The following is a 26,394-nucleotide window of genomic DNA, read 5'->3' as shown; positions in this document are numbered from 1 at the left end:
AGGCGTTACCCCTTGTCAGCCTTTCCGGCAGCCGCGGCGAATTTTGCCAGACGCACGTCCAGTCGACGTGGCCGTTGGTTGTGGTCTTCAGCTTGCTCCTTGCGGCGAACGGCGTTGCGCACCATTAGTGAACCCAGGTAGCGAATAGGCTCCGGTGGGAAATGGCCGAGTGGGCCTTGCAGCAGCGGCGAGCGTGTCCAGGGGTTGTCCAGGCCCAAGACCAGCGATGACAGGATCTGTCCTCCCATATGACAGGGGCCGACGCCGCTGCCGGAATAGCCGAAACCATAGAAGATATTGCCCCTTGCGCCCATACGGCCGAAGAAAGGCAGCCCGGTAACCGAGCGATCGGACGGACCGTTCCAAGTGGCGGCAATGCCGACATCGGCAAACTCCGGAAAGAACTCCGTCAGGGTGTTACGCAGCAACCCTGCGTAAGGTGAAGGTTGGTCGAATACCGGCAGAATGCGTCCGCCGTAGGCAAAGGTGTTGCCACCTTTGCCGAGCATGATCCGGCCGTCCGGGGTGTTGTGGTAGTAGTGCACGAAGATCCGCGAGTCGAGTACGGTGACCCCGCTGGTCAGGCCGATTCGCTCGAGCAGATCAGGTCGCGGCTCAGTGATGATCATATCGCTGGAGACGATGGCCACTGAACGCTCGAATTCTGGAAATGACCGCGCCATCCAGGCGTTGATCGCCAGCACCACGTGATTGGCGACCACTTGCCCGCCGGGCGTCTTGATGGTGGCCGGCAGCCCTTGTTCCAGGCCGGTCATCGGTGAGCCTTCAAAGATTCGCACGCCCAGTTCCAGCGCGACCCGACGCAGACCGCGGACCAGCTTGCCTGGCTGCACACTGGCAGCCGCTGGCGAAAACCAGCCTTCAATGTGCCGGGTCGAACCCGCCATACGCTGCACGTCAGCTAGCGCGTATTTGGAGAAAGAGTTGATGCCATTGCGCTCCAATGCCGCTATCACCCCGTCGGTCGAACCCACTTGGGCGCGGTTAGTCGCAGTGTAGAGCGTGCCATCGAGACGGTAATCGGCATCCACCGCGTACTTTTCGCAAAAGTCGCCGATGGCGTAAATGCTCTGCTCCGATTCCTTGACCAGGCGTACCGCCTCTTCGACGCCGAATAAGCGCTCCAGGGTGAAGTACTTGGCCGACCAGGACAGCGCGCAGCCGCCGTTGCGCCCGCTGGCGCCGGCACCGCAAATGTCGGCTTCGACGATGACCACGTCCAGTTCGGGGTTCTGTTCCTTGATCATGATCGCGGTCCACAAGCCTGTGTAACCGCCACCAACGATGCAGACATCGGCGCGGGTGTCCTGCTGTAGCGGCGGGCAAGGTGTGACGGGTTGGTTCTTCAGGGCTTGGTCGAGCCAGTAAGGTCGCATGGGGTCATCTCCGTTGATCGGTTCGAGGCAAGAGTCAGGACGTAATCAGGCGCACGCGGCGACCACAATCATTTCCACGCGCCAACCGGGATCGATCAACTGCGCGAGGGTGCACGCCCGCGTGGGGGCATGGCCTGCGGGAAAAAATTCATCCCAGACCCTGTTCAGCCCTTCATAGTCTTCGCGATGGGCCAGCAAGATGCGCACCGATAGCACCCGGGTACGGTCGCTGCCGGCACTGAGCAAAAGCTGCTCGATACCCGCGAGCACCTCATGGGTCTGCGCCTCGATATCGCCACTGAGGTCGGTGGCAACCTGGCCACCGATGTAGAGGTGGTTGTCGTACCGGACCATGTCCGAACGGCGTTTTATCGCGGCGAAACGTTCAATTTTCATAGAGCACTCCAGGTCAATGCCAGCGGCACCGCTGTTCAGACAGCGGTCAGAGGACTTGCGAAAACCATGCTTGCAGTTCATCTTTCATAAATAAAATCGATTTATCGAATGCATGAATAAGCTGAATCTATAGCAAGGTCTCCAATGGCGATTTCCCATACGCAACTCAAGGCATTCCACGCCGTGGCCATGAATGGCAGCTTCACCCGGGCAGCCGAGCAGCTCTGCCTGTCCCAGCCAGCGGTGTCCGACCAGGTGCGCAAGCTCGAGGATTACTACGGCGTGATGGTGTTCTATCGCGACAAGCGTCTGGTGCGCCTGACGGAAGTGGGCGAGCGATTGTTCGGCCTGACCCAACGACTGTTCGATATCAGCGTCGATGCCCACGACATGCTGATGGACTATCGAACCCTGTCGACCGGGACCCTGAATCTCGCCGTGGATGCGCCAGTGCACGTACTGCCCTATGTCGCTCGCTTCTGCAGCCGTTACCCCGGTGTCGACGTGAAGATTGAAACGGCCAATACCGATGAGGTCCTGCAGCGGTTGTTCGGGCACCAGGCAGACATTGCACTGCTGGGGCGGCACATCGAAGACGACCGTCTGCTGACGCTGCACCTGCGCAGTGATCCCATGCTCGCCTTCGTCGCCCATGACCATCCCTGGGCTCAACGAACCTCCATTTGCCTGGCTGATCTGGACAACACACCGCTGATCTTGCGCGAACAGGGCTCGGTCACGCGGCTATCCCTCGAAGAGGAGATGGCAGCGGCAGGCCTGCGCATCCGCAAGGCGATCGAAGTGGAGGGACGTGAGGCAGCACGCGAAGCCGTGGCGATCGGTATGGGCGTCGGTGTTGTCTCAGCGGCCGAGTTGGGCTCCGATTCCCGGCTTCGCGGATTGCCGATCAGCGACTGTCAGCGGTGCTTTACCGAGACCTTGGTGTGTCTACGGGCGCAGAGCTCGCGGCGAATCCTGACGACCTTTTTTGAGATCGTTCGAGAAGGGTTGGTTGAGTGAAGTTCTCCGTTCAATCTCGATCCAGGCTGTGTGAAAACACCTGCAATTGTCTAATCTTCTGATCGTCGAGATCGTAGCGGGGGCGATCATGAAGCGAGCACTTGGTTTTGAGGGCGTCGATCCTGCCGCAACGGGTCGTCCGGCCTACCACCCAGCGGTGTTGCTGAAGATCTATATCTACGGCTACCTCAATCGGATTCACTCCAGCGGCCGGCTTGAGCGTGATGCCGAACATCGAGTTGATGTGGCTGACGGGGCGTTTGGCTCCAGATTTCAAAACCATCGCCGACTTTCGCAAGGACAACGGCAAGGCTATTCGCAGTGTCTGCCGGCAATTTGTGGTGCTTTGTCGCAACCGCAACTTCACTCAGGGCAAGGTGAAGGCACGCATGCAGCAGATCGAGCAGAGCATTGATCGATATCTGGCGGCGATGGATTCGGCGGATCGGGCAACGCTTGAAGTCGCCGAGGCACCGGAACGGTTGGTTACAGCGTACAAACAGCTGTCGATGACAAACACCATCTGATCATTGCCCATGAGGTGACCAACGTTGGCAATGATCGTGGGCAACTGAGCAATATGGCGAACCAGGCGCGTGAAGAAATCGAGGCTGAATCGCTAACGGTGGTGGCCGACCGAGGCTATTACAAAGGTCTGGAAATCCTTGCTTGCGAGCAAGCCGGCATCACTACCTTCGACGGACCGCTTCCGACCCATAGCGCTCATCCCTGGCCAACCGTTCTGACAGATTGCGCGGGCGCTGAAACTGCTCCAACGGTTTTTTTGTTGAGCTGCGGCAGTTCTCGTACCACGATTTTACAAACTGTCTTCTTTGTAGATAGATGACTGAAGAAACTCTGCTATCAGCGATGTAATCTGCTGTTGAATCACTCCACGCGGACGAGCGCTGTCGCCATCCCGACAAATGATGCCATCGCCTGGTACTTCCTCTTCGAGCATTACTTCCGCGCCAGGTTTGCACAACGACAAGAAGCTGAAGTGGCTTGCGTCGCTGATTTCGACGTAACGGCTTGACGCCGCAGGCAGGCGTTTGGCCAGGTTGGCAGACTCCAACTCAGAGGGAAGCTCGCGCGACGGTACGCCGGCAGCGATCACCAGCGCTGGTACCGGCAGCGCGTCCAGGCTTTCATCGGTCAGGCCCCGTGAAAAGCCCAGGTCCAAGGTAACCACAGCAGTGACGCGTTTATCGCGCAAATCGGCGGCCAACGCGGCCTTCGATTTTGAGGTGCTTGCAGGATTTATCTTTCCATAGACGGTGCAACTTGCTAACTGCGTGTGTGCTTTGCAGTCATGGGCGAAGCGGTCTGGATCGAAGCGAGCACCGGCGATCTCCAGGGCGGTCCAGCCGCCGAGTGAATGGCCCACCACTGCAATTCGGTCATTGGCGACCAAGCCGAATTTTTCAGGTTGAGTCGTGACCCTATCAATGGCTTGGCGCACATCAACGGGCCGCTGCCATAACTGCGCCGCTGCTTGAGGGCGACGGTCATGAGTGGTGATGCCAGGGTGATTGATTGCGGCGACGATGTAACCCCTATGAGCCAGAGCACTGGCAAGCCAGATCTGGTTGCTCCAGTTACCCCTGTACCCGTGGGAGAGCACCAACAATGGATGCTTGCCAGCAGCGGGCGGCGCGTCACGAACGGCAGAAGCCCCGACGAACACCGCATCATCGCCAATCATTAGCGAGCGCGAGAGTCGTCAGCCAGGTCAAAACAGGGCGCCAAAAGCTATTTTCAATGTCGTTTCTTCCTTGATCAGATAAGTGCATAGCAACTGCTGAGTCATTAATGCCCGGGCATTGGACTGCTTGGGCGCTTTGCATCGCGTTTTCGCCTTGACGAGTCAGGGCTCGCAATGCGGCTCTGTTGAGGCAGCCGGGGCGTACGCAGTAACACACTGATTTCCTCTGCGCTGACCGCTCTGCTGAAAAAGTGGCCCTGAATTTCATCGCAGCCGTTTTCACGCAGGAAGGTTTGCTGCTCTTCGGTTTCGACACCTTCGGCAATGACCTTGAGGTTCAGTTTGTGCCCCAACGAAATCACCGCGGTGGCGATGGCTTTGTCGTTCTCGTTGTCGGGCAGATCCCGCACGAAAGACTGGTCGATCTTGAGTCTCGCGATCGGGAAGCTTTTCAATGCGGCGAGGCTGGAGTAGCCGGTGCCGAAGTCGTCGATCGAGAGACTGATCCCCATTGATTGCAGTTCCTTCATTTTGCTGATGGCTTGCTGAAGGTCTTGCATGATCAGACTTTCGGTCAGCTCCAGCTCAAGGTACATCGGGTCCAGTCCGGTTTCTTGCAAGGCATGCCTCACCCGATCGATCAGGTCCCTTTCGATGAACTGACGTGCTGAAATATTCACCGACATGGTGATCGGCGGCCAGCCCGCATCCTGCCAGTCCTTGTTCTGTCTGCACGCGGCATGAATCACCCAGTCGCCGATGGGCACGATCAACCCGGTCTCTTCGGCCTGCGGAATGAATTTGATTGGAGACACGATGCCGAGCTCGGGGTGCTGCCAGCGGATCAGTGCCTCTACGCCGATAATCTGACCTGACTGCAAATCCACCTGTGGCTGGTACAGCAGCAGGAAATCGTCATGGTTGAGTGCGTTTCGGAGCCCGTCTTGCATGGCGAGCTTGCCCTGAACCTTGTTTTTCATCTCGCTCGTATAGAACTGGTAACTGTTGCGACCCAGTTCCTTGGCCCGATACATGGCGGCGTCCGCGTTGCTGAGCAACGTGTCGGTATCGCTGCCGTCGGCAGGGTAGGTGGCCAACCCCATGCTGCAGGTGACGTGGAGTGTATGTCCGCTGAGCTGAATCGGCCGCAGGATGGCTTCCTGGATTTTGTGCAGGGCTGGAGTAACACCGTCGAGGTCTGAGGGCTGGTCGAACAGGATGATCACAAACTCGTCGCCACCCAGTCGCACGACTGTGTCGGTGCGGCGTACACACTCCTGCATGCGTTGGGCGACGGTTTTCAGCAGTTCGTCTCCAGCACTGTGCCCAAGGCTGTCATTCACCAGTTTGAATTTGTCCAGATCGAGAAACACCACCGTCACCAGGCGGTTGTAGCGCTGAGCATAAAGTATTGCCTGCTTGAGACGGTCTTCGAGCAGTGTGCGATTCGGCAGCCCGGTCAGTGCGTCATGGTCGCCCATATAGCGAATGCGCTTTTCGGTAAGCTGGCGTTCTATCGCAATGCCGGCAAGCGGTGTCGCCATGTCGATCAGTCGCGTCTCGGTCGAGCTAGGGCTGCGCACGGTGTTGGAATACAAGGCAAACGTACCCAATACCTTTCGCTCATGGGACAGAATCGGCGTCGACCAGCAGGCGCGAAATCCATAGGGCGCAGCGGCTGAACGGTACTCCTCCCACAGCGGATCCAGCTCGATATCCGTGACGATGACCGGTTCTCGTCGATACACCGCGGTGCCGCATGAACCGACGTTCGGACCGATCGCAATCCCGTCAATGAGCTGGTTATAGGCTTTCGGCAAACTGGGGGCAGCCCCGTGCAGCAGGTGCTTGCCATCCTCATCCAGCACCAGGATGGACACCATCATCCCCTCCAGCTGGGACTCCACCAGGTGAGCCAGGCTGTCGAGAACTTCTGCAAGCTCGGTGCTCCTGGCGATCAGCTCCAGGACATGACGTTGTCCGGCACGGATGACCGCTTCTTTCTCTAATCGGCTGTTTTGCAGGGCGAGCCGCTCTGTGGCGATACTCAATTGGACCGTTCTTTTTTCCAGCTGAAGTCGGTCTCTGAGGAATTGATTCACCGCACGAGCCATGTTGCCAATCTCGTCCTTTCCATGTTCCGCCATCATCAAGTGCGTTTTGTCAGTGTGTTCCTGACGCAATTGCCGGCTTATTTCATTCAGACGCACGAGCACATGACGGCCCATGAAGACCCGGGTCACGAACCAGGCGAATATCAGGCTGGCGCCCAACATGATCAGCACCCATTGCTGGCTGCGATTTGAGGCCTCGACCAGGCGCTGCAGGGCTTCGCGATAGTCTTCGGTATAAGCACTGGATTGCGCACGGGCCACCGCGACCAGAACCCCGGCCTCATTCTTCAGTTCCTCATTGAAGCGCTGTATGACGTTGTGCTGATTGATGAGCCTCAGGCGCAGGGAGAAGAGATCGGGCGTCTCCACATCAGCGTCCGGTAACTTGCCTGCGGTGCGTGACAGGTGCTCATAGCGGATCCGCAGCCGTTGCACGGCATCACTGTCAGCAGCGTGCGGCAGATCGAAAAGCAACATCGCCAGTTCCAGGCTAGCCCGGGTTTGAGTCGCGGTTAACCGGGCGGTGTGATCCTCCATGGTTTGCTCGAAGGTGACCTCGGTTTGCAGCAGGCTTTCTCGCAGCTGCGCAACGATGTTGGCAGTATTGCGGAACATCTGACTCGACTGATGCATGTCGAGTATCGCCACGCCATTGTTCGCGGCAGTCAGCTGCTGCACCAGTTGATCGAGGGCTTCAAGCTGTTCGACGGTCGCCGCATAGCTTGAACGCAGGGTGTCGGGGGAGCGGGTTGTCAGAAGCTGATCGGTCTGGCGTTCGATCAGCAAGGTACGCTGCAGCATGTCTTGCCCATCTTGCATGCGGACCAGTCGTTCATCCGTCAGCTGGCGGGTGGCATTGTTTGACGTGCGCAAGGCATAGACCGCCGTTGCACCACTCGCCAGGATCAGCAGCGCCAGCGTCAGAAACGCCAGTGTGAACTGTGCGCGTAGCGATTGCGGCAATAGCTGGCGTCCGAGCCGGGAAATAACGTCCAATATCAGGGGTTCCATTGGTGGCGATAGATGTCTCGATAGCCATTGTCAGGGTCGTACTGGAATTTCTTCCCGCCGTCGAAGGCGATATTGTCGGCATTGACCAGGTGAATCGGCGCGACGAAGCCGCTCACCGGCTGACCTGCAAACAGCCGGTTCAATTCATCCATCACTTGCCAGCCATGCAGGTTGAGCGGCTCGGCCACGGTGACGGTCTGGTAGGTTTTTGCCTGTATGCGCAAGAAAGCCGAAGCGCTGCCATCCCCGGCAGACAACAGACTGATGCCGTCGCTGGGTATTGCGGCGTTGGTCAATGAGGCAATCGAGTAGTCGAAATAGATATCGTTGATGGCCAGCGTGTGGGTCCAGCGCTTGCCATAGCGCTGAAGCAGCTCCTTGGTGATCGCCGGCATCTTCTCGCCACTTTCGGAGATCGCGACATCGCGCACTTCCAGCAACGTACATTCCTGACAGGCCCGAATGACGTTTTCCATGGCCTTGGCTTTCGCCATGGCGATGCTGTACTTGGAGTCGGTCAGGATGACCACGCCGGCCTGTCCGTTTGACTGTGCCACTGCCGCCATGGCCGTGAGGCGAGCCACTTCGAGCGGGTCGGTCGTGACGTTCATGGCCACCGGCGTGCCGGCAATCGGCCCGGGTCGTGCCCCGGCGTGCCAGCCAACCACCGGCACATCCCGGTTGGCGAAAAGGGTCAGCGCCGCATTGTTCTCAAGGGCATCGGAGCCGCACAGAATGAGGCCGTCGGGTTTCGCTGCCAGGGCATCGGAAAAGGCCTTTGCGCGCCCGGCCGATGATCCAGCGCCATCGAATATCTTCAGCGTCCAGCCCATCGCCTTGGCTGCCTCGCGAGCGCCCTGAGCGACACCGACAATGCCTCCGTTACGCAAATCTTCTGCGACAAAGGCGATGCTCTTGCCCCGCAGGGCTTGCGGGCCGGATTCAGGGCCGCTCCAGCGAACGGCTTCGAGGGTGGCCCTGGAAACGATTTCCTGCGCTTGAATCACCGTAACCGTGGCGTTTTCGACACCCGCTGTGGTTGGCAGGTTCTGGCCGTATCCGGGAGTTGCCGTGAAAAGACAGAAAACCGTAATTGAAGCCATCCAGAGTGGCCCGGGCCTGATCAGACGGGTTCGATCACCGCCTGTGATGCCGGGTCTGGAGCCGATGGCGCGATCATAGTCTGGCATGGCGTCCCTTTTTGCCAAGAGTGCAGCGTTCACTGTCCGAAAGGATAGTCGGTTCTGCTGTCATCCGGTCTTTTGTGGGTAATGTGCGCGAACTTTAGTCCTGAACATTCAGGAAATGGGGCAGGGTCCATGGCACAAAATGAGGGACGAAGGCCAATTGCATCGTTGACCACATTGAGTGGTTTTACAAGGCTTCGACTGCTGCATCAGTTAAGCCATTTCAGCCGCAACGCAAACCTTGTAGCAGCTGGCGAAGCCTGCGTTCGGCTGCGCAGCAGTCGTAAAACCTGCGTTTGCGGTCTTCCTGAAACACCGCATCGTCTGATTTCACGACTGCTGCGCAGCCGAACGCAGGCTTCGCCAGCTGCTACGGATTGTGTCGTTCCTTAACTGATGTTTCGGCGCAATCCACTGAGCTCAAGCACATCCACGCCTTTACAAAGCACTGTTGTACAAATCCGTCACCAGCATGCAGCCGGGCGCATGGGTGATGCACAGTGGCGGACGTGAAGCTTGCACCACCGATTGAGGCGTCACACCGCACGCCCAGAACACCGGTATTTCATCAGCTTCAATGGGGACGGCATCGCCGTAGTCCGGGGTGTTGAGCGCGTGGATACCGATCAGCGACGGATCGCCGATGTGCACGGGAGCGCCGTGGACGTTGGGCATGCGCGCAGTGATTTGAATGGCCTGGATGGCGGCAGCGGCTTTCATCGGCCGCATGCTCACCACCAGCTTGCCACCGAGGCGAGCGGTGGGGCGCGTGTCGATGTTGGTCTGGTACATGGCGACATTGCGCCCCAGATCGATGTGCTTGAGGGGGATGCCGGCATCCAGCAGCGGTTGTTCGAAGGAGAACGAGCAGCCGATGGCGAAGGCCACCAGGTCATCCTGCCAAAGGTGCTCGATATCCAGCGGTTCATCGCTCAGTTCGCCATCGCGATAGACCCTGTATCGGGGCACATCGTGGCGAATATCAATGGCTGTCCCGAGATTGCGGAAGTACGGATCGCCCGGTTCGGTAATGTCGAGCAACGGGCAGGCTTGACGATTGAGGGTGCAATACCTGAGGAACTCGTTGGCCCAATCACTGGGCAGAATCACGATATTGGCTTGCACCCGGCCTTGGCCCAGGCCGCTGGTGTGACCCTGATAGTGCCCGGCGGCGATGCTTTGGCGCAGGGCGAAAGGGGTGCTGCGCTGCAGTTGTTCGAAGGACGGGGCGGGCTGATTCATCATGGCATCTCGGCAGGTTCGTTGACCCTTTTTAGAAAACCGCGGTGATGCCGTCCAACAAGGAATGTTGTTGCCCCCAGACAACTAAAAGTTATTCAGGGGGCAGTCGGCTGTCGAGGCCCGGAGCCGCCACCATGAGTAACGGACCGACATCCGCAGCGTATTGGCAGACCACCTGGCGACTCATCTCGACGATGTTCTCGATCAGTTCCAGCCCGACCCCAGCGCGCCACGAGGCCACGACATCCAGTTGCGGCAAGCGGGTGCCGGGATCCAGCTGGATCAGTTCGCCGCTGGTCAGGGGTTTGGCCACCAGTGCCGCCGGCAAGGCTCCGATGCCGAAGCCGTCACGAATCAGCCGGGTCATGGCCGACACCGAGTTGACGCAACTGACGCGCGGAGCGCCGATGCCATGGGCGTGCAACAGGTTGAGCACATCCTGATGCGGTCGTGAGTGTTTGACGAAGGTGATGATGCGCTCGCCGGCCATCTCGGTGAGCGAGGCATAAGGCCGGGCATAGATTGAGTTGCTGGCGGCGATCCAGTGCATGGGGTAGTGCGCCAGTTCGAGGTTACGCACGCTTTCGTGGCGGATCAGGTCAGTCTGGAAAACGATGTCCAGATAGCCCTTTTTCAACTGCTCGCAGAGATTGCGCGCGGCGTCGGCAGTGATCTCGATTTCGACGGCGGGGAAGGTCTGCATCAGGGTCGACATAAACGGGCTGAGCCAGGTGTGAATCACCGTATCCATCACGCCGATGCGCACCAGCCCCTGCTGCGGACTGGTGTTGTCCAGCGAGTGTTTCAGTGCGCGCTGAACCTCAAGCATCTGCTCGGCGTAGTCGAGCACCTTGAGACCTTCGGGCGTCAGCGACACCCCGCGTGAATCGCGCACGAACAGGCGCAAGCCCAACTCATCTTCCAGCGCGGCGATCCGGCTGGAGATCGCTGCCTGAGTGCTGAACATTTTCTCGGCGGTCAGGCTGAAGCTTTGCAGGCGGGCGACCCAGACGAAGGTTTCGAGGAATTTGAGGTTCATGGCGGTTCCCTTGGCGCTTATGGCTCTTGTAATGAAGGGGCGAATTGCAATTGTTACTCCAGAGTTCGCCATCGAGGGCATCAAATTTTCTTATGCATAACCTCGTCTTTTTCCCGTTTGACGCCGTTCTGCCCCGACACGAAGAATCCGCTCCACGACGCAGGTCGCTGCGTCCGCTCCCCACGACAACGCCTTCACAAAAAAACAATGAGGCGTGTCCGTCATCTTCGCTTGCTGCCGCAGGAACCTCTTCCATGGGAAAAATCATGACTGTCCACGTGCCTTCAAAAGCGGGTCGCACCCGCCCATTCAATGGGGGTGCCCCGGTTGGCACATTGCTCGGCCTGAGTCTGCTCTGTGCACCGACCGCTCAGGCGGATTTCGTCGCGGACAGTAAAGGCAGCCTGGAAGCGCGCAACTTCTACTTCAACCGTGATTTTCGCCAGGACGGTTCGCGCGACAAGGCCGAGGAATGGGCGCAGGGTTTTCTGTTGCGGATGGAGTCGGGTTACACCGCTGGCATGTTGGGGTTTGGCCTGGATGTTTTGGGCATGGCCGGTTTCAAGCTGGACTCCGGTGGCGGTACGGCGGGGACTAATCTGTTGCCGCCGGATAGGTCCGGCGGCTCGCAGGATCGCTATGGCGAGTTAGGCCTGACAGCGAAAATGCGCGTGTCCAACAGCACCCTGAAATTCGGGACGTTGCAGATCAAGGACCCGGTGGTGAGTTCCAACGATACCCGCCTGTTGCCGAGCACGTTCAAGGGTGGGCTGGTGAATGTGCAGGAAATCGATCGTTTGAAGCTCACGGGCGGTCAACTCACGCAGATCAATTTTGTCGACTCCACCGACTATCAAGACATGACCGCCAACCGCATTGGCGGGCGGAGTGACAAGTTTCAGTTTGCCGGGGCTGACTATCAATGGTTGCCGAACCTGACGACCCAATACCGCTACGGCCAGCTGGAAAACATCTACCAGCAAAATTTCCTCGGGCTTGTGCACGCGCTGGACCTGGGCGCCGGCCAATCGCTCAAGAGCGACGTGCGCTATGCGCGCAGTACCGAAGACGGCAACTTTCGAGATATCGATAACCAGGCCTTCGGTGCGATGTTCACCTATAGCCTGGGCGGCCATGCGTTGGGCTTTGGCTATCAGCGCATGAGCGGCGACGATCCGTTTCCGTATATCGGGCGCAGCGATCCGTACCTGGTCAACTTCGTGCAGATCGGTGACTTCGCCAACATCGACGAACATTCCTGGCAAGCGCGCTACGACTACAACTTTGTCGCCCTCGGTGTGCCGGGGTTGACCTTCATGACGCGCTACATCTCTGGCGACAATGTGCAACGCACTGCGCCGGGTGAAGGCAAGGAATGGGAGCGCAACACCGATATCGCTTACGTGGTGCAGGACGGTTCGTTGAAAGGGCTCGGCCTCAAATGGCGCAACGCGTCAGTGCGCTCGAACTTCGGTAATGACCTGGATGAGAATCGCCTGATCGTCAGCTATACCCTGGCGCTGTGGTAAATACTTGGCGGACTTTATATTCCATTAGGGAATAAGCAAATCGATATTTATTCCTTTTAATATTAGTCTAGGGCGTGCATTTTGAAGGCCTGCACATCCGTGCGGATGTATTCGACATCAGACAGGAAGCCTCATCATGACCATCAAAGCGATCAACGTCCGCAACCAGTTCAAGGGTGTCATCAAGGAAATTGTGACAGGTGAAGTGGTCTCCGAAATCGATGTGCAAACCGCCTCCGGCATTGTCACTTCGGTGATCACCACCCGTTCAGTGCGCGATCTTGAATTGAAAGTGGGGAGCGAGGTGATTGCCTTCGTCAAATCCACCGAAGTCTCGATCGCCAAGCTCTGAAATGGGCAGGGCTTGAATCCGAGGGTTTGCGGGGGCGGCGTCAACCTGACACCTGCTTCCAGTCGAGGGCGAAGCGCGCCAGGTATTTGCGCAGCCGGTCAGCATCATTGGGCTGTGCTTTAGCCTGGCGTGATACGCCAAACAGGCGTCGCCCGGCATCGGACAGGCTATCCGCCTGCCGGCATACGTCGAGTACGGCTTTGAGTTGCAGGCGATCGAACAGGTCCATCTCGACGTTTTCACCGAGTAACCTGTTCAGTCCGTCGTCTGGCTGAGCCAGGCCCCAGGCATAGCGCAGGCGATCAATTTCCTCCTCGACCTGGGCTTCATCGATTCGCCCGCTGTCGGCCAATGTCGCCATGCGGGTGATGGAGGCCGACAGCTCTCGGAAGTTGCCCAGCCAGGCCGCTTCACTGGAGCTGGCAAATGCCAGATAACGACGCCGCGCTTCGAGGTTGAAGCGCGCCATTTGACCTTGTTCCCGGGCATGGCGCTCGAGCTCGAAATCGATATTCGGCTCGATGTCTTCGCGTCGACCGGCCAGGCCGGGCAGGTCGAACGTCCACAGGTTGATCCGCGCATACAAATCTTCGCGAAACAGCCCTTCGGCCACTCGGCTACGCAGGTCCCGGTGGGTACCGGCGATGATCAGGAAGTCGCTTTCCACTTCCTTGTCCGATCCCAAAGGGAAGAACCGTTTTTCTTCAATGGCCTTGAGCAGCATCGCTTGCTCATCCGCGCCCAGCTCACCAATTTCATCGAGAAACAGCATGCCTCCATCGGCCGCTCGCAGCAGGCCGTCGCGGGCGTTTTGTGCGCCGGTGAAAGCGCCCTTGATGTGGCCGAAGAGGGTCGACATGGCGCCGTCACCGCGCAAAGTGGCGCAGTTCACTTCGACAAAGCGGCCCTGCATCTGATGGCGACTGCGCTTGAGCTCATAGATGCGCCGGGCCAGAAAGGATTTGCCGGCGCCGGTCGGGCCGATCAACAGCATGGGCGCTCGTGAGCGCACCGCCACGCGCTCGATCTGCTCGATGGAGCGGTTGAACGCAGCGTTACGGGTGGCGATCCCGGACTTGAGGAAGGCCAGGCCTTCCAGGCGTTTATGGGCGAACCGCGTGGCAATGCGGTCGTAGCGCGACAGGTCGAGGTCGATCAGGGCATGGGTGCCGATGGCGCGCTCTTGCTCCTCCAGCTGACGAGCGGGGGAGGTCTGGATCAGTCGCGCCGGCAGGTAGCGTGCTTCTGTGAGCAGAAACCAGCAAATCTGCGCCACGTGGGTCCCTGTGGTGATGTGGACCAGGTAGTCCTCGTGTTCGGTGTCGAAGCTGTAGGCCGTAGTGAAATCGTGCAGCGCTGCGTACACCTCTTCGAAATCCCACGGGTTACGCAGTGGCATCGGATGCAGGTGCACTTCGGTTTCCGGCGAGACCTGGCGGATATCTTCACGCACGCGCTCCGCCAGGCTGACGTCTCGAGCGTCAACGCCGTGGATCAACTCCAGTCGATGGATCAATACATCCTGTTGCTGGCACAGGCCAACAGTCGGTCGCCAATGACCCCAGCGATTGGCGCCCTTGCCGACTCGGTCGAGGGTGGAACCGATAAAACCGATGGCGACCGTGCGTTTGCCTGACATGTTTATACCAAAAGATAAATAGCGATAGGCAAGGATAGATAATCATCTAGCGGTATGTCTCGATTTGGATCGATAAAATTTACTGTTAGAAAATAAAATGCTTATAAAGCAATGAGATATAAAGTTTTTCGTTTGAAAAAACAAAACTGGCACGTCGACTGCAATACCTCTGGCAACGAACAAGACAACAAAGCGAGACGCCACGATGGCCAACATCAAGCTGTTCAACACCCAACAGGCAGCACTGCCGGCATGCGACTCGCTGAATGCGGCTCAGGCACCGGCTTATGCCTACACAGCCAAACATCAGCTGGCCCAACTGGCAGCGACCGGTTGCCTGAACCAGACCTTTTACGCTTCGGCCGAAAGCCAGCTGGATAACGTGTTGCAACTCGTGGCCGAGCTGGACAGCCTCTACGTCGCCAAGGCCGCCCTTTACGCTCGTAAAAAAGGTCACATGAAAGACATGCCGGCCTTGATGCTCGCAGCCCTGACCGCACAGCGCTCAGCGCTGGTACCAGCGCTGTTCGAACAGGTGGTGGACAGCGGCAAGATGCTGCGCAATTTCGTACAGATTCTGCGCAGCGGAGTAACAGGGCGTAAGTCACTCGGTTCGCAGCCAAAACGGCTGGTACAAAACTGGTTGAACAACGCCAGCGAGCGCCAACTGCTACAGGCATCGATCGGTAACCAGCCATCGTTGGCGGATGTGGTGAAGATGGTTCACCCAAAACCCACCGAAGCCTGGCGTGAAGCGTTTTTCGCCTGGTTGATCGGTAAACCGGTGGATGTTCAGGCACTGCCTGAACTGACACGCTCGTTGTTGGCCTTTCGCAGCGGGGCCAGCCAGGAAGTGCCGCAGGTACCGTTCCAGTTGCTGGGCAACGAGACGCTGACCAAGGAGCAATGGGCGACTCAAGCCCGGAGCATGGGCTGGCAGGCGCTGCGTATGAACCTCAACACCCTGGCGCGTCACGGTGCGTTTCAGGTACCGGGTTGCGCCGAGTATGTGGCGGCACGTCTGGCGGATGCCGACGCGGTGGCCAAGGCGCGGGTTTATCCCTATCAGTTGCTCGCGGCCTACCGAATGACCGGTGATGAGGTGCCGCAGGTGGTGCGAGAAGCGTTGCAGGATGCACTGGAAATGTCGTTGGCCAACGTGCCGGCGCTGCAAGGTTCGGTGATTGTTTGCCCGGATGTTTCGGGATCAATGCACAGTCCGGTGACCGGTTATCGTCAGGGGGCGACCACAGCGGTACGCTGTATTGATGTTGCTGCGCTGCTGGCCGCTGCCGTACTGCGCAAGCAGCCGGCCGCTCGGGTGATGCCGTTTGAAATGCAGGTGGTGGATATTCAGCTCAACCCTCGCGACAGCGTGATGAGCAATGCCGAGAAGTTGGCCGCCATCGGTGGCGGCGGGACAAGCTGTTCCGCGCCGCTGGAGAAACTGGCGAACGCCAGGGCCAAGGTCGATACGCTGATCATGGTCTCGGACAACGAATCCTGGATGGATGCGCGGCGCCGTGGTGCAACCGAAACGATGCGCCAATGGGAGCGGATCAAACAGGTCAACCCGAAGGCGCGACTGGTGTGCATTGATATGCAACCCGGCTTCTGGACCCAGGCGCCAGACCGTGAAGACATCTTGAATGTCGGCGGTTTCAGCGACTCGGTGTTCGACGTGATCGCACAGTTCACCGCCGGCCACTATGGTGCGCAACATTGGGTAAAAGCGATCGAGGCCATGGAGCTTTGATCGATCGCACAGAGAATTGATTTTTTACCGGCGCTGAATGCCGATGGGACTACATCAACGACGTCTCATCAAACCCTTGTCAGCGCCTGTGAAAGGCACGAATGCCGAGTGGCTGTACATCCTAAGACCGGTTAACCCCGGAGCGCGGCAACGCGCAACAGTCACTCATTTTTGTCGTGCCACCTTTTTGGATTTGCCCGGTGAGTGCCGGAGAAACCACAGAACAACGCCGAACAATCGGCCAATAGAAAAGAATCGAAATCATGCAAGCACATACTTACCAACTGCTGGAAGTCGCCAACGGCAAACCGATCAAGCTCTGGACCGAGGGCGTTCCGGTAGAAAACGAAGCCAGACAACAATTGATGAACACCGCCAGGATGCCGTTCATCTTCAAGCATCTGGCGGTGATGCCTGATGTTCACCTGGGCAAGGGCTCGACCATCGGCAGTGTGATTCCCACAGTCGGTGCGATCATCCCGGCCGCTGTTGGGGTGGATATTGGTTGCGGCATGATCGCGGCATGCACGTCGCTGACCGCCAGCGATTTGCCGGACAACCTGCATGGCTTGCGTTGCGCGATCGAGAAAGCGGTGCCCCATGGCCGCACCGGGGGCCGCGGCGGTCGGGACAAGGGCGCCTGGGACAGCGTTCCGCATCAGGCGGACCGGGCCTGGGCGGCACTGGACCCGCGGTTCAAGGCGATCACCGACAAGTACCCGAAACTCGCCAACACCAATAACCGTGGGCACTTGGGCACGCTGGGCAGCGGGAACCACTTCATCGAGGTGTGCCTGGATGAAACCAACCGGGTCTGGTTCATGCTGCACAGCGGTTCCCGTGGTGTTGGCAACGCTATCGGCAACCTGTTCATTCAAATGGCCCAGGCGGATATGCGTCAGCACCTCGCCAATCTGCCGGACCGTGACCTGGCTTACTTTAAAGAGGGCAGCCGGCACTTCAATGACTACGTCGAAGCGGTCGGCTGGGCCCAGGACTTCGCCAGGCAGAACCGTGCGTTGATGATGCAAGCGGTGATTCAGGCGACCCGAAAAGTGATCAGCAAGCCCTTTGAGGTGGCGCTGGAAGCGGTGAACTGCCACCACAACTACGTGCAGAAAGAGCGACATTTTGGTGAGGAAATTCTGGTCACCCGCAAAGGCGCGGTGTCGGCCAAGAAGGGCGAGTTGGGGATTATTCCGGGATCGATGGGCGCCAAAAGCTTCATCGTCCGCGGGCTGGGTAACGAGGATTCATTCTGCTCCTGCAGCCACGGCGCCGGTCGCACCATGAGTCGTACCAAAGCGAAAAGCCTGTTCACCGTCGAAGACCAGATCCGTGCCACCGCCCACGTGGAGTGCCGCAAGGATGCGGCTGTCATCGATGAGATTCCGATGGCCTACAAGGACATCGACCACGTCATGCACGCCCAGCGCGAGCTGGTGGAAGTGCTGCACACCTTGCGTCAGGTGGTGTGCGTAAAAGGATAGAAAAAATGGGCTACATGAGGGAGTTGGAGCACCTGCAAGGCGGACCCTTGCAGCTGACGGACTACGAAACAGGACGATTGCGGCAGATTCTGGATACCCACGACGAAGGCGATGCGCTGATCGCGTTAAGTCGCTTCGGTAGCGGTTATGTTCGGGAAATCGCTGTGGGTGCGCTCGCAGAACATGCATCGGTCGAATCCTTGGCCGCGCTGGTCGAACGTCTGAATGATTGGGTGCCTCAGGTCAGACAGCGGGCAATCACCAGCATCAGGAAATTCCTGGTGCAGGAGCACGCAGGACTGTTGTTACAGGCACTTGCTTCGTTGATGGCGCTGGCCGACAAGGGGCGGGTGGATCATGGCGCCACACTGTCCGAGATTCGTGCAGTGCTCAAAGCGCCGCAGGCTCGGATGGCGGTCGAAGCGACTTTCATGGGTTGCCGCGGCAGAGCCGCGCGATTTCTCTTCGAATTGATGCTTGAGGGGGCGACGGATTCCGCTGCGTTGCTGGAAGTGGCGCTGACCCACGGAGAAATGACTGTGCGCCAGATCGCAGTCGATGCCTGTGCTGTTCTGCCAGCGGCTCAAGCACTGCCGTTGCTCGAGAGCGCCATGAAAACACCCGGTGCCAGTGTGCGAGTGAAGGCATTGCGGGGGTTGTTGACGTTTTCTGCCGATCCGCGTGCACATTTGCGGGCAGCCATGCTGGATGCCTCCGCAGCCATGCGTAGTCTGGCTCTTTGGCCAGCACCGCAATGGGCGCTTGATTGCCGAGAGGTCTTGCTGAAAAGGTTGGCCGAGGCTGCACCTCATTCGAAACGCGAGTGGCTGGGGCTTGTCGGGCTCGCCCGGGAACTCGAAGAGCCGCAAGCGGAATCAATGTTGGTGCTGGCGCTGGCGACGACGTTTCCCGGTGTTCGTTTGCAGGCGTTGGAGGCCCTTGGCGAGAGAGGTTTGGCGCACCAGATCAATGCCCTGAATGACCCTCACGACAAGCTGTTCAAATGCGCAGCTGCCTTGCTCGACAAGCGCCCTTGGCAAGACTTTGACGAGGCCTTGGAGTTTCACTTGAACACACTGTGGCATGAGCTGAGCGATCATCGTCGCAACACGTTGCTGAGACTCAAGCCGTGCTGGCGGCAGTTGGAATACCTGCTTCGGCGCCATGAGCAGGCGCCTGCCGATTCGGCCTACTGGCTTGAACGGATTGGCCGCTGGTGCGCGGCGCAATACACCTTGGTCGATCCACAGACACCCAAGGTTGTTCGCCAAGCGTTGTTACAACGGTTACACGCACTGGAAAGCACGGGTGAGTTGCCTGCGGGCACAATGAGTCGCCTGAATTAAGGATTAAGGAGCAATGGACATGACCTGTGAAGAGCGCCACCCGCTCAGCGGAGCAATGCGCGAGCGGGTGCTTGATGAGTTGGCGCGCATAGAACGCGAGCGTAACGTCACCGTACTTTACGCCTGCGAATCCGGTAGTCGGGCCTGGGGTTTCGCCTCGACCGACAGCGATTACGACGTACGTTTCGTGTATGTGGAGAAGCCCGACTGGTTCGTCCAGGTTGATACAGCGCGGGATGTGATCGAGCGCCCGCTGGACGATGAACTCGATGTCAGCGGCTGGGAGTTGCGCAAGACCCTGGGATTGTTGCGCAAATCCAACCCGACCTTGCTGGAGTGGCTGGATTCACCGTTGGTGTATCGCAGCGAATCCGCTGCGACTTTGCGTCTGCGTGCGTTGGCCGAAGCGTTCTACAGTCCGCCGGCCGCACGTAACCATTACCTGTCGATGGCGAAGAAGAACTTTCGTGGCTACCTGCAAGGCGACAGCGTTCGCTTCAAGAAGTACTTCTACGTGCTACGGCCGTTGCTGGCCGTGCGTTGGATCGATCAAGGTCTGGGTCGCCCGCCGATGACGTTCGCCGATCTGCTGAACACCGTAGATGACTCGTCGTTGCTGGATGAAGTCGCGGAACTGCTGGTGCTCAAACGCAACGCCGATGAAAGCGCATACGGCCCAAGGCGCCACGCATTACACGCGTTTATCGCCGCAGAATTGGAGCGTGATGTACCCAAACTGCCGCGCACTCAGGAAAACTCGCGATTGCTGGACGACTACTTGAGAGAGACCGTCAAGCACTACGCCTAAGGATGAAGATGAAACAGGAAGTAATTGAACTGGACGGCGCCATTGGCGGTGGTCAGGTGTTGCGCAGCGCTTTAAGCCTGTCGATGGTGACCGGTCGCGCGCTGCAAATTAAGAACATTCGAGCCAGGCGCAGTCGACCCGGATTGCTGCGTCAGCACCTGACCGCCGTACTGGCGGCGACCCAGGTTTGCGGTGCGAACGTGCAGGGTGCTGAGTTGGGTTCGCAACGCGTGTCCTTCGAGCCGGGACCGATTCGCGGCGGGGATTTCAGCTTTGCTATTGGCACCGCTGGAAGCTGCACGCTGGTGCTGCAGACGCTGTTGCCAGCCTTGTTGCTGGCGCCTGAAGCCAGTCGCGTGCGGATTTCGGGCGGCACTCATAATTCGATGGCACCGCCCACTGACTTTCTGCAACTGGCCTGGTTGCCACAACTGCGGCGCATGGGCGCCAGGGTTGAATTGCAGCTGGTGCGCCATGGGTTTGTGCCAGCGGGGGGCGGTGAGGTCGAGGCGTTTATTCAGCCGTCGACCCTGACTCCGTTGCACCTGCTGGAGCGTGGTGCCTTGCTCTCGAAACGCGCTTGTGCGCTGATCGCGGGCATTGCACCGAATGTGGCTGAACGTGAACTGAGTCAGGTCGCCAAACGGTTAGACATGGCGCAAGACGAATTGCAGTGTGTCGCCCTCGATCAGGACCGTGGACCGGGTAACGTCCTGCTGCTGGAATACGCTTTTGAGCACGTCACTGAAGTGTTCAGCGCATTTGGCCAAGCGGCCCTTCGCGCAGAAAAGGTCGCCGATGGCGCGATCAATCAGGTGGCGGACTGGCTCAATAGCGAGGCAGCCGTGGCCGAACACCTGGCCGATCAATTGCTGTTGCCCATGGCGCTGGCGGGCGGTGGAAGCTTCACCACACCGCGAATAACCGAGCATCTGCAAAGCAATATCGCGGTGATTGAACGCTTCCTGCCGATGACAATCGATTGCCAGGAGGCGGGGCCCAACAGGATCAGGGTTGAGTGCAAGCGTTCTACTCAGTGAACGGGCAACAACTGGCGACCACTATATGAATGAGTGACTGATATGACCCCATCTTCAGGATTGGCAGGGCAGGCGACAACCGCTTCCCCTGCGCTTGCAACCAGTGCCGTCAAGGCCAACACCCGCATGCTGGCGATCGACGCCCTGCGCGGCTTCGTCATGCTGTTGATGCTGATCGACCATGTGCGCGAAACCTTTCTGCTGCACCGTCAGGTCACCGACCCGATCGATGCGTTGAGCGTCACGCCGGACCTGTACTTCACCCGCATGCTCAGCGAGATCTGCGCGCCTGCGTTCATCTTCCTCACCGGTTTGTCGGCCTGGCTCTACAGCCAGAAACACACGGCGAAAGAAACCTCGGTGTTCCTGCTCAAGCGCGGGTTGTTCCTGGTGTTTCTCGAAGTCACCTTCGTGTGCTTTGCCTGGAACGCCGAGTTCCCGCCCAAGACCCTGTGGCTGCAGGTGATCTGGTGCATCGGCATCTGCATGATCGTGCTCGCCGGGTTGCTGCACTTCAAACGCAGTTGGCTGATCGTGCTCGGGGTAGCCATTGTCGCCGGGCACAACCTGCTCGATGGCGTGACCGTGGGGCCGGAGTCGCCGTTCTTTGTGCCGTGGTCGATCCTGCATCAGCGGGTGTTCATCGACATCACCGAATTCACCCGGGCCCGCACCACTTACCCGGTATTGCCCTGGATTGGCGTGATCCTGCTGGGGTGGGGGATCGGGCCGTGGTTCGGCAAGGACATGGACCCGGCCGAGCGGATTTCCCGTCTGCTCAAACTGGGCGCCGGACTGCTGGTGGCGTTCGTGTTCATTCGCTACTTGAACGTCTATGGCGAGAAACCCTGGGTGCAGACCGGTGACTCGTTGCGCACCTTCATGAGTTTCATGAGCGCCAGGAAGTACCCGCCCTCGCTGATGTTCCTGATGCCGACGATTGGCCTTTCGCTGATCTTGCTGGCGCTGTTCGAGAAGCTGCAGGATCGCTGGTCCACCGCGACCCTGGCGATTTACGGCGGGGCGCCGATGTTTTTCTATTTGCTGCACTTGTACGTACTCAAGGCCATGTACCTGGTGGCGGTCGCGATCTGGGGCGCCAATCAGGGTGCCTACTATGGCTTCGACAACCTGCCCACGGTGTGGCTGTGGAGTGTGATCCTCGGGGTGTTGCTGTTCTTCCCGACGCGCTGGTTCGCCAACCTCAAACAGCGCCGCCGCGATATCGCGATCCTCAAATACCTCTGAGGTGTGCACTTTTATAAGGCCGCGCAACACACCTCTGCACTATGCGAAGGCAAATATCGGGCTTTCATGGGCGCCCGTGGTCAACGTTTACTGGCGCAAGGACTGCCAATGGCTGGCTGGCACAAAGTCTGCAAGACACTGTTCAGGCCCACTGTGAATGCAGTCGAGTGGGCAGCCCCCTCGGTCAACGACGATCGATTGACCGAACAGGTCGCGGGCAACATCGGTGGATCCGGCATAGATGCCTGACTTAGCACCGTAAACGAACAGGCAAAGACGCCTGGAACCGCAAGGTTTCAGGCGTTTTTTTTGCTTTTTGAACAGCTATCGACGGGTGTCTCTTATGAATTCCAATGTTGCCACTTTGAACAAGCTGCAAACGCTGATCGTGATCGGCAATGGCATGGTCGGACATCATTGTGTCGAACAGCTGATCGAACGCGGTGCCCTTGATCAGTATCGGCTGCACGTGTTCAGCGAGGAGCCGATGCGTGCCTACGACCGCGTGCACCTTTCCGAGTATTTCTCCGGCCGTGATGCCGAGTCGCTGGCCCTCGGTGAAGCCTCGCTGTATCAGACCCCGGGCGTCACGCTGCATCTGGGGGTGCCGGTCCTGGAAATCGACCGCGCCCGCCGTCAGGTGATCACTGCGCAAGGCTGTGTCTCTTACGACAAATTGGTGCTGGCCACCGGGTCCTATCCGTTTGTGCCGCCGATCGAAGGCGCCGAGGGCGATTCGCGGCTGGTGTATCGCACCCTTGAAGACCTCGACGCCATTCGTGCCGCGGCAAGCAACGCCCGACGCGGTGTGGTGGTCGGCGGTGGTTTGCTCGGTCTGGAAGCGGCCAACGCCCTGAAAACCCTGGGGCTGGAAGCCCACGTGGTGGAATTTGCCCCGCGCCTGATGCCGGTGCAGTTGGACGAGTACGGTGGTCTGGCGCTCAAGGCGCAGATCGAACGACTCGGCGTCGGTGTGCACCTGTCGCGCGGTACGCAATCGATCAGCGCAGGCGAGGAATACCGCTACCGGATGAATTTCGCCAATGACGAATTCCTTGAAACCGACCTGATCGTGTTCTCTGCCGGTATCCGTGCGCAAGACGCACTGGCCCGTCAGTGTTCGCTGGAAGTCGGCCCGCGCGGCGGTGTGGTGATTGACGACCAATGCCAGAGCAGCGATCCGAACATCTATGCGATCGGCGAATGTGCCGCGTGGAACGGCAGCATTTTTGGCCTGGTCGCCCCGGGCTACCAAATGGCGCGCGGTGTCGCCGCACTGCTGTGCAACGAAACCGCCGAGCCGTTCATGGGCGCGGACATGTCGACCAAGCTCAAACTGCTGGGCGTCGATGTCGGCTCCATCGGCGACGCCCACGGCAGCACGCCGGGCGCGCGCAGTTATCAGTTCATCGACGAAACCACGGCCAGCTATCGTCGCCTGGTGGTGGACGCGACGGGCAAGCATGTACTCGGTGCGGTGTTGGTCGGTGACAACAGCTATTACGACACGCTGCTGCAATACATGCAGAACGCGATTGCGCTGCCGGCGGAACCCGCCAGCCTGATTCTGCCGTCGTCCGAAGGCGCGCCGATCCTGGGCCCGGGCGCGTTGCCCGAAGCGGCCACGGTGTGCTCGTGCCACAACGTCACCAAGGGCTCCATTTGCTCGGCCATCGACGGTGGCTGCACCGACCTCGGCCTGCTCAAGTCTCAGACCAAAGCCTGCACCGGTTGCGGTGGTTGTGCCGGGCTGCTCAAGCAGGTGTTCGAACATGAGTTGATTGCCCGTGGCGTCAGCGTCGACAAGAGCCTGTGCGAACACTTCGCCTATACCCGCCAAGAGCTTTATGCGCTGGTGCGGGTAGAAGGGGTGATCACTTTCGAAGAACTGCTGGCCAAGCATGGCCGTGGCCACACCGGTTGCGACGTGTGCAAACCGGCGGTGGGCTCGATCCTCGCGTCGTGCTGGAACCAGCCGATCATGGACGCCTCACTGGTGCCGCTGCAGGACACCAACGACACCTTCATGGCCAACATGCAGAAAAACGGCACCTATTCGGTGGTACCGCGCATCCCCGGTGGCGAAATCACCGCCGACAAACTGATCGCGATTGGTGTGGTGGCGAAGAAATACGACCTCTACACCAAAATCACCGGTGGCCAGCGTATCGACCTGTTTGGCGCGCAGTTGCATGAATTGCCGGACATCTGGGCCGAGCTGATTGAAGCCGGTTTCGAAACCGGGCATGCCTACGGCAAATCGACCCGCACGGTGAAGTCGTGTGTGGGCAGCACCTGGTGCCGGTATGGCGTGCAAGACAGCGTGCAAATGGCCCTGACCATCGAGGACCGCTACAAGGGCCTGCGTTCGCCGCACAAGCTCAAGTTCGCGGTGTCCGGTTGCACCCGTGAGTGTGCCGAGGCCCAGAGCAAAGACGTTGGCGTGATCGCTACCGAGAAAGGCTGGAACCTTTACATCGCCGGCAACGGCGGCATGCGTCCGCGCCATGCCGAACTGTTCGCCACCGACCTCGACGATGAAACCCTGATCCGCTACATCGACCGCTTCCTGATGTTCTACATCCGCACCGCCGACAAATTGCAGCGTACCTCGGTGTGGCGCGAAAGCCTGGAGGGCGGCCTCGATTACCTCAAGGACGTGATCATCAACGACAGCCTCGGACTGGGTGAAGAGCTCGAATCGCAGATGCAACTGGTGGTCAACCGCTATGAATGCGAGTGGGCCAACGCCCTCAAAGACCCGGAAAAACTCAAGCGCTTCCGTACCTTCGTCAACGATAAACGCCCGGACCCGGACATCCACTTTGTCCAGGAACGCGGCCAGCGGCGCCCGATCATGGCCGCGGAACTCAACCTTATCCCTGTTATCGAGGAGATTGTCTGATGAGCCAGTCCAATACCCAACGCATCGATTCCCTGGAAAACACCGAGGCCTGGCAAACGGTGTGCGAGCAACAGGACCTGGTCAGCAACTCCGGCGTCGTCGTCTGGCTCGACGGCGCGCAAGTGGCGCTGTTCTACTTGCCAGGTGCCGAGGGTCGGACCCTCTACGCCATCGACAACCATGACCCACAATCCGGGGCGAATGTGATCGGTCGCGGGTTGGTGGGTAGCATCAAGGGGGATCTGGTGGTTGCATCGCCGATCTACAAACAGCATTTCCGCCTTGAGGACGGTAGTTGCCTGGAGTACCCGCAACAGCGTCTGCGTGTCTGGCCCGTGCGGTTGAACAGCGGCGTGGTGGAAGTCGGGGTGGCTTGAGCCTGTTCAACAGCATCGCGTATTCGCATCGGAGGCATTTATGAAAACAGCCGCACAATTGCTGAAACTCAAGGTCGTGCAAAACCGTCAGGTGCATAGCATCGCGCCGGATGAAATGGTGCTTGAAGCGCTGAGGATCATGGCCGAAAAGAACGTGGGCGCGCTTCCGGTGATCGAGGCCGGGCAGGTGGTCGGCGTGATCAGTGAGCGCGACTATGCGCGCAAGGTCGTGCTGCAGGGGCGCTCTTCGGTTGGTACGCCGGTGCGCGACATCATGAGTGCGCCTGTGGTGACCGCGGACAGTCAGCAGAGTATTGAGCGTTGCATGGCGGTTATGACTGACAGCCATCTGCGTCATCTGCCGGTGATGGAGGGTGGCGAACTGATGGGGCTGTTATCGATTGGGGATCTGGTCAAGGAAGCTATCGTTGAGCAGGCGGATTTGATTCGGCAGCTGGAGCATTACATTCGCGGGCACTAGACCGGTCAGCGCCACTAAGGTTGGAGTACATATCCGTTTGTGCGGTGTTGGCTGATTACGGTTTCGCTCTTACAGCGACTCACTTTTCCAAACGCCGAAAAGTAAGCAAAAGGCTTTGCCCCTCCATTCGGTGCCTCGCTTAGGCTCGGCATGCCCTCACTCCGGCATTGCTCCGGGGGCCCGCCGCCATCGGCCATCCATGGCCGGGGGCGGCTACCGCGGCATCCTTGCCGCGGTGCCCCCCTGCGCAACGCCTGCGTTCGGCCTCTGGGAAAGGGGCAACAGATCAAAATCAAAAGCCACAGCCACAGC

20 protein-coding genes and 1 pseudogene are annotated in these 26,394 nt (G+C 59.0%); 13 read left to right on the top strand and 8 right to left on the bottom strand.

Features of this window, described 5'->3' with window-relative positions:
• Positions 1-5: 5 nt before the first annotated feature.
• Together CKW16_RS18275 and CKW16_RS18270 are read right to left on the bottom strand one after the other, a co-directional pair.
• Positions 6-1,397, bottom strand: coding sequence for an FAD-dependent oxidoreductase (locus CKW16_RS18275; protein ID WP_095129579.1), 1,392 nt, complete (start codon positions 1,395-1,397; stop codon positions 6-8).
• 45 nt (positions 1,398-1,442) lie between these two features.
• Positions 1,443-1,793, bottom strand: coding sequence for a RidA family protein (locus tag CKW16_RS18270; protein ID WP_095129578.1), 351 nt, complete (start codon positions 1,791-1,793; stop codon positions 1,443-1,445).
• A gap of 144 nt (positions 1,794-1,937) precedes the next feature.
• Between CKW16_RS18270 and CKW16_RS18265 the strand changes: the two genes are divergently transcribed.
• Positions 1,938-2,813 carry a LysR substrate-binding domain-containing protein gene (locus tag CKW16_RS18265; protein WP_095129577.1) on the top strand — a complete coding sequence of 292 codons (876 nt, stop codon included), beginning with the start codon at positions 1,938-1,940 and terminating at the stop codon, positions 2,811-2,813.
• Positions 2,814-2,874: 61 nt separating this feature from the next.
• Positions 2,875-3,510 (top strand): annotated as a pseudogene (locus tag CKW16_RS18260) (transposase); the annotation flags it as partial.
• A gap of 120 nt (positions 3,511-3,630) precedes the next feature.
• Here the strand turns inward: CKW16_RS18260 and CKW16_RS18255 are convergent.
• From CKW16_RS18255 to CKW16_RS18235, 5 genes are all read right to left on the bottom strand, one after another.
• The gene (locus CKW16_RS18255) at positions 3,631-4,518 is read right to left on the bottom strand and encodes an alpha/beta fold hydrolase (RefSeq protein ID WP_095129576.1); all 888 of its coding nucleotides are present in this window, start codon (positions 4,516-4,518) and stop codon (positions 3,631-3,633) included.
• Positions 4,519-4,622: 104 nt separating this feature from the next.
• Complete coding sequence (locus CKW16_RS18250; RefSeq protein WP_095129575.1) at positions 4,623-7,643, bottom strand: EAL domain-containing protein; 3,021 nt, start codon at positions 7,641-7,643, stop codon at positions 4,623-4,625.
• Complete coding sequence (locus CKW16_RS18245; RefSeq protein ID WP_095129758.1) at positions 7,631-8,650, bottom strand: substrate-binding domain-containing protein; 1,020 nt, start codon at positions 8,648-8,650, stop codon at positions 7,631-7,633. Before CKW16_RS18245 ends, CKW16_RS18250 begins: the two co-directional genes overlap by 13 nt.
• A 618-nt stretch (positions 8,651-9,268) precedes the next feature.
• The gene (locus CKW16_RS18240) at positions 9,269-10,072 is read right to left on the bottom strand and encodes a putative hydro-lyase (RefSeq protein WP_095129756.1); all 804 of its coding nucleotides are present in this window, start codon (positions 10,070-10,072) and stop codon (positions 9,269-9,271) included.
• Between the two features lie 91 nt (positions 10,073-10,163).
• Positions 10,164-11,111, bottom strand: coding sequence for a LysR family transcriptional regulator (locus tag CKW16_RS18235; RefSeq protein ID WP_095129574.1), 948 nt, complete (start codon positions 11,109-11,111; stop codon positions 10,164-10,166).
• Positions 11,112-11,377: 266 nt separating this feature from the next.
• On the opposite strand from CKW16_RS18235, the gene CKW16_RS18230 reads away from it, so the two are divergent.
• Both CKW16_RS18230 and CKW16_RS18225 read left to right on the top strand, forming a co-directional pair.
• A complete protein-coding gene (locus tag CKW16_RS18230; protein ID WP_095129754.1) occupies positions 11,378-12,640 on the top strand; it encodes an OprD family porin in 1,263 nt (420 codons plus the stop codon).
• A 136-nt stretch (positions 12,641-12,776) separates the two neighbouring features.
• Positions 12,777-12,992 (top strand): molybdopterin-binding protein, encoded by a 216-nt coding sequence (locus tag CKW16_RS18225; protein WP_008145745.1) that lies wholly within the window; start codon positions 12,777-12,779, stop codon positions 12,990-12,992.
• A 40-nt stretch (positions 12,993-13,032) separates the two neighbouring features.
• Here CKW16_RS18225 and rtcR read toward each other — a convergent pair whose 3' ends face one another.
• Positions 13,033-14,631 (bottom strand): RNA repair transcriptional activator RtcR, encoded by a 1,599-nt coding sequence (gene rtcR / locus CKW16_RS18220; RefSeq protein ID WP_095129573.1) that lies wholly within the window; start codon positions 14,629-14,631, stop codon positions 13,033-13,035.
• Positions 14,632-14,836: 205 nt separating this feature from the next.
• On the opposite strand from rtcR, the gene CKW16_RS18215 reads away from it, so the two are divergent.
• The 9 genes from CKW16_RS18215 (at position 14,837) to CKW16_RS18175 (ending at position 26,082) form a co-directional block, all read left to right on the top strand.
• Complete coding sequence (locus tag CKW16_RS18215) at positions 14,837-16,387, top strand: TROVE domain-containing protein (protein WP_095129572.1); 1,551 nt, start codon at positions 14,837-14,839, stop codon at positions 16,385-16,387.
• Positions 16,388-16,650: 263 nt separating this feature from the next.
• Positions 16,651-17,877 carry an RtcB family protein gene (locus CKW16_RS18210; RefSeq protein ID WP_095129571.1) on the top strand — a complete coding sequence of 409 codons (1,227 nt, stop codon included), beginning with the start codon at positions 16,651-16,653 and terminating at the stop codon, positions 17,875-17,877.
• A gap of 5 nt (positions 17,878-17,882) precedes the next feature.
• A complete protein-coding gene (locus CKW16_RS18205; protein ID WP_095129570.1) occupies positions 17,883-19,223 on the top strand; it encodes a PBS lyase in 1,341 nt (446 codons plus the stop codon).
• A gap of 19 nt (positions 19,224-19,242) precedes the next feature.
• Complete coding sequence (locus tag CKW16_RS18200) at positions 19,243-20,031, top strand: nucleotidyltransferase domain-containing protein (protein WP_095129569.1); 789 nt, start codon at positions 19,243-19,245, stop codon at positions 20,029-20,031.
• Positions 20,032-20,039: 8 nt separating this feature from the next.
• On the top strand, positions 20,040-21,071 hold the full coding sequence (rtcA, locus tag CKW16_RS18195) for an RNA 3'-terminal phosphate cyclase (RefSeq protein WP_095129752.1): 1,032 nt from the start codon (positions 20,040-20,042) through the stop codon (positions 21,069-21,071).
• 42 nt (positions 21,072-21,113) lie between these two features.
• On the top strand, positions 21,114-22,319 hold the full coding sequence (locus tag CKW16_RS18190; protein WP_095129568.1) for a DUF1624 domain-containing protein: 1,206 nt from the start codon (positions 21,114-21,116) through the stop codon (positions 22,317-22,319).
• 343 nt (positions 22,320-22,662) lie between these two features.
• The gene (gene nirB, locus CKW16_RS18185; protein ID WP_095129567.1) at positions 22,663-25,224 is read left to right on the top strand and encodes a nitrite reductase large subunit NirB; all 2,562 of its coding nucleotides are present in this window, start codon (positions 22,663-22,665) and stop codon (positions 25,222-25,224) included.
• A complete protein-coding gene (nirD, locus tag CKW16_RS18180; protein WP_033062163.1) occupies positions 25,224-25,601 on the top strand; it encodes a nitrite reductase small subunit NirD in 378 nt (125 codons plus the stop codon). Before nirB ends, nirD begins: the two co-directional genes overlap by 1 nt.
• A gap of 40 nt (positions 25,602-25,641) precedes the next feature.
• On the top strand, positions 25,642-26,082 hold the full coding sequence (locus CKW16_RS18175) for a CBS domain-containing protein (RefSeq protein ID WP_046046902.1): 441 nt from the start codon (positions 25,642-25,644) through the stop codon (positions 26,080-26,082).
• Positions 26,083-26,394 lie beyond the last annotated feature (312 nt).

This window comes from Pseudomonas sp. Irchel s3h14 (assembly GCF_900187425.1).
In the GTDB taxonomy this organism is placed as follows: Bacteria; Pseudomonadota; Gammaproteobacteria; order Pseudomonadales; family Pseudomonadaceae; genus Aquipseudomonas.
This window is presented reverse-complemented; position numbering and strand designations above follow the sequence as displayed.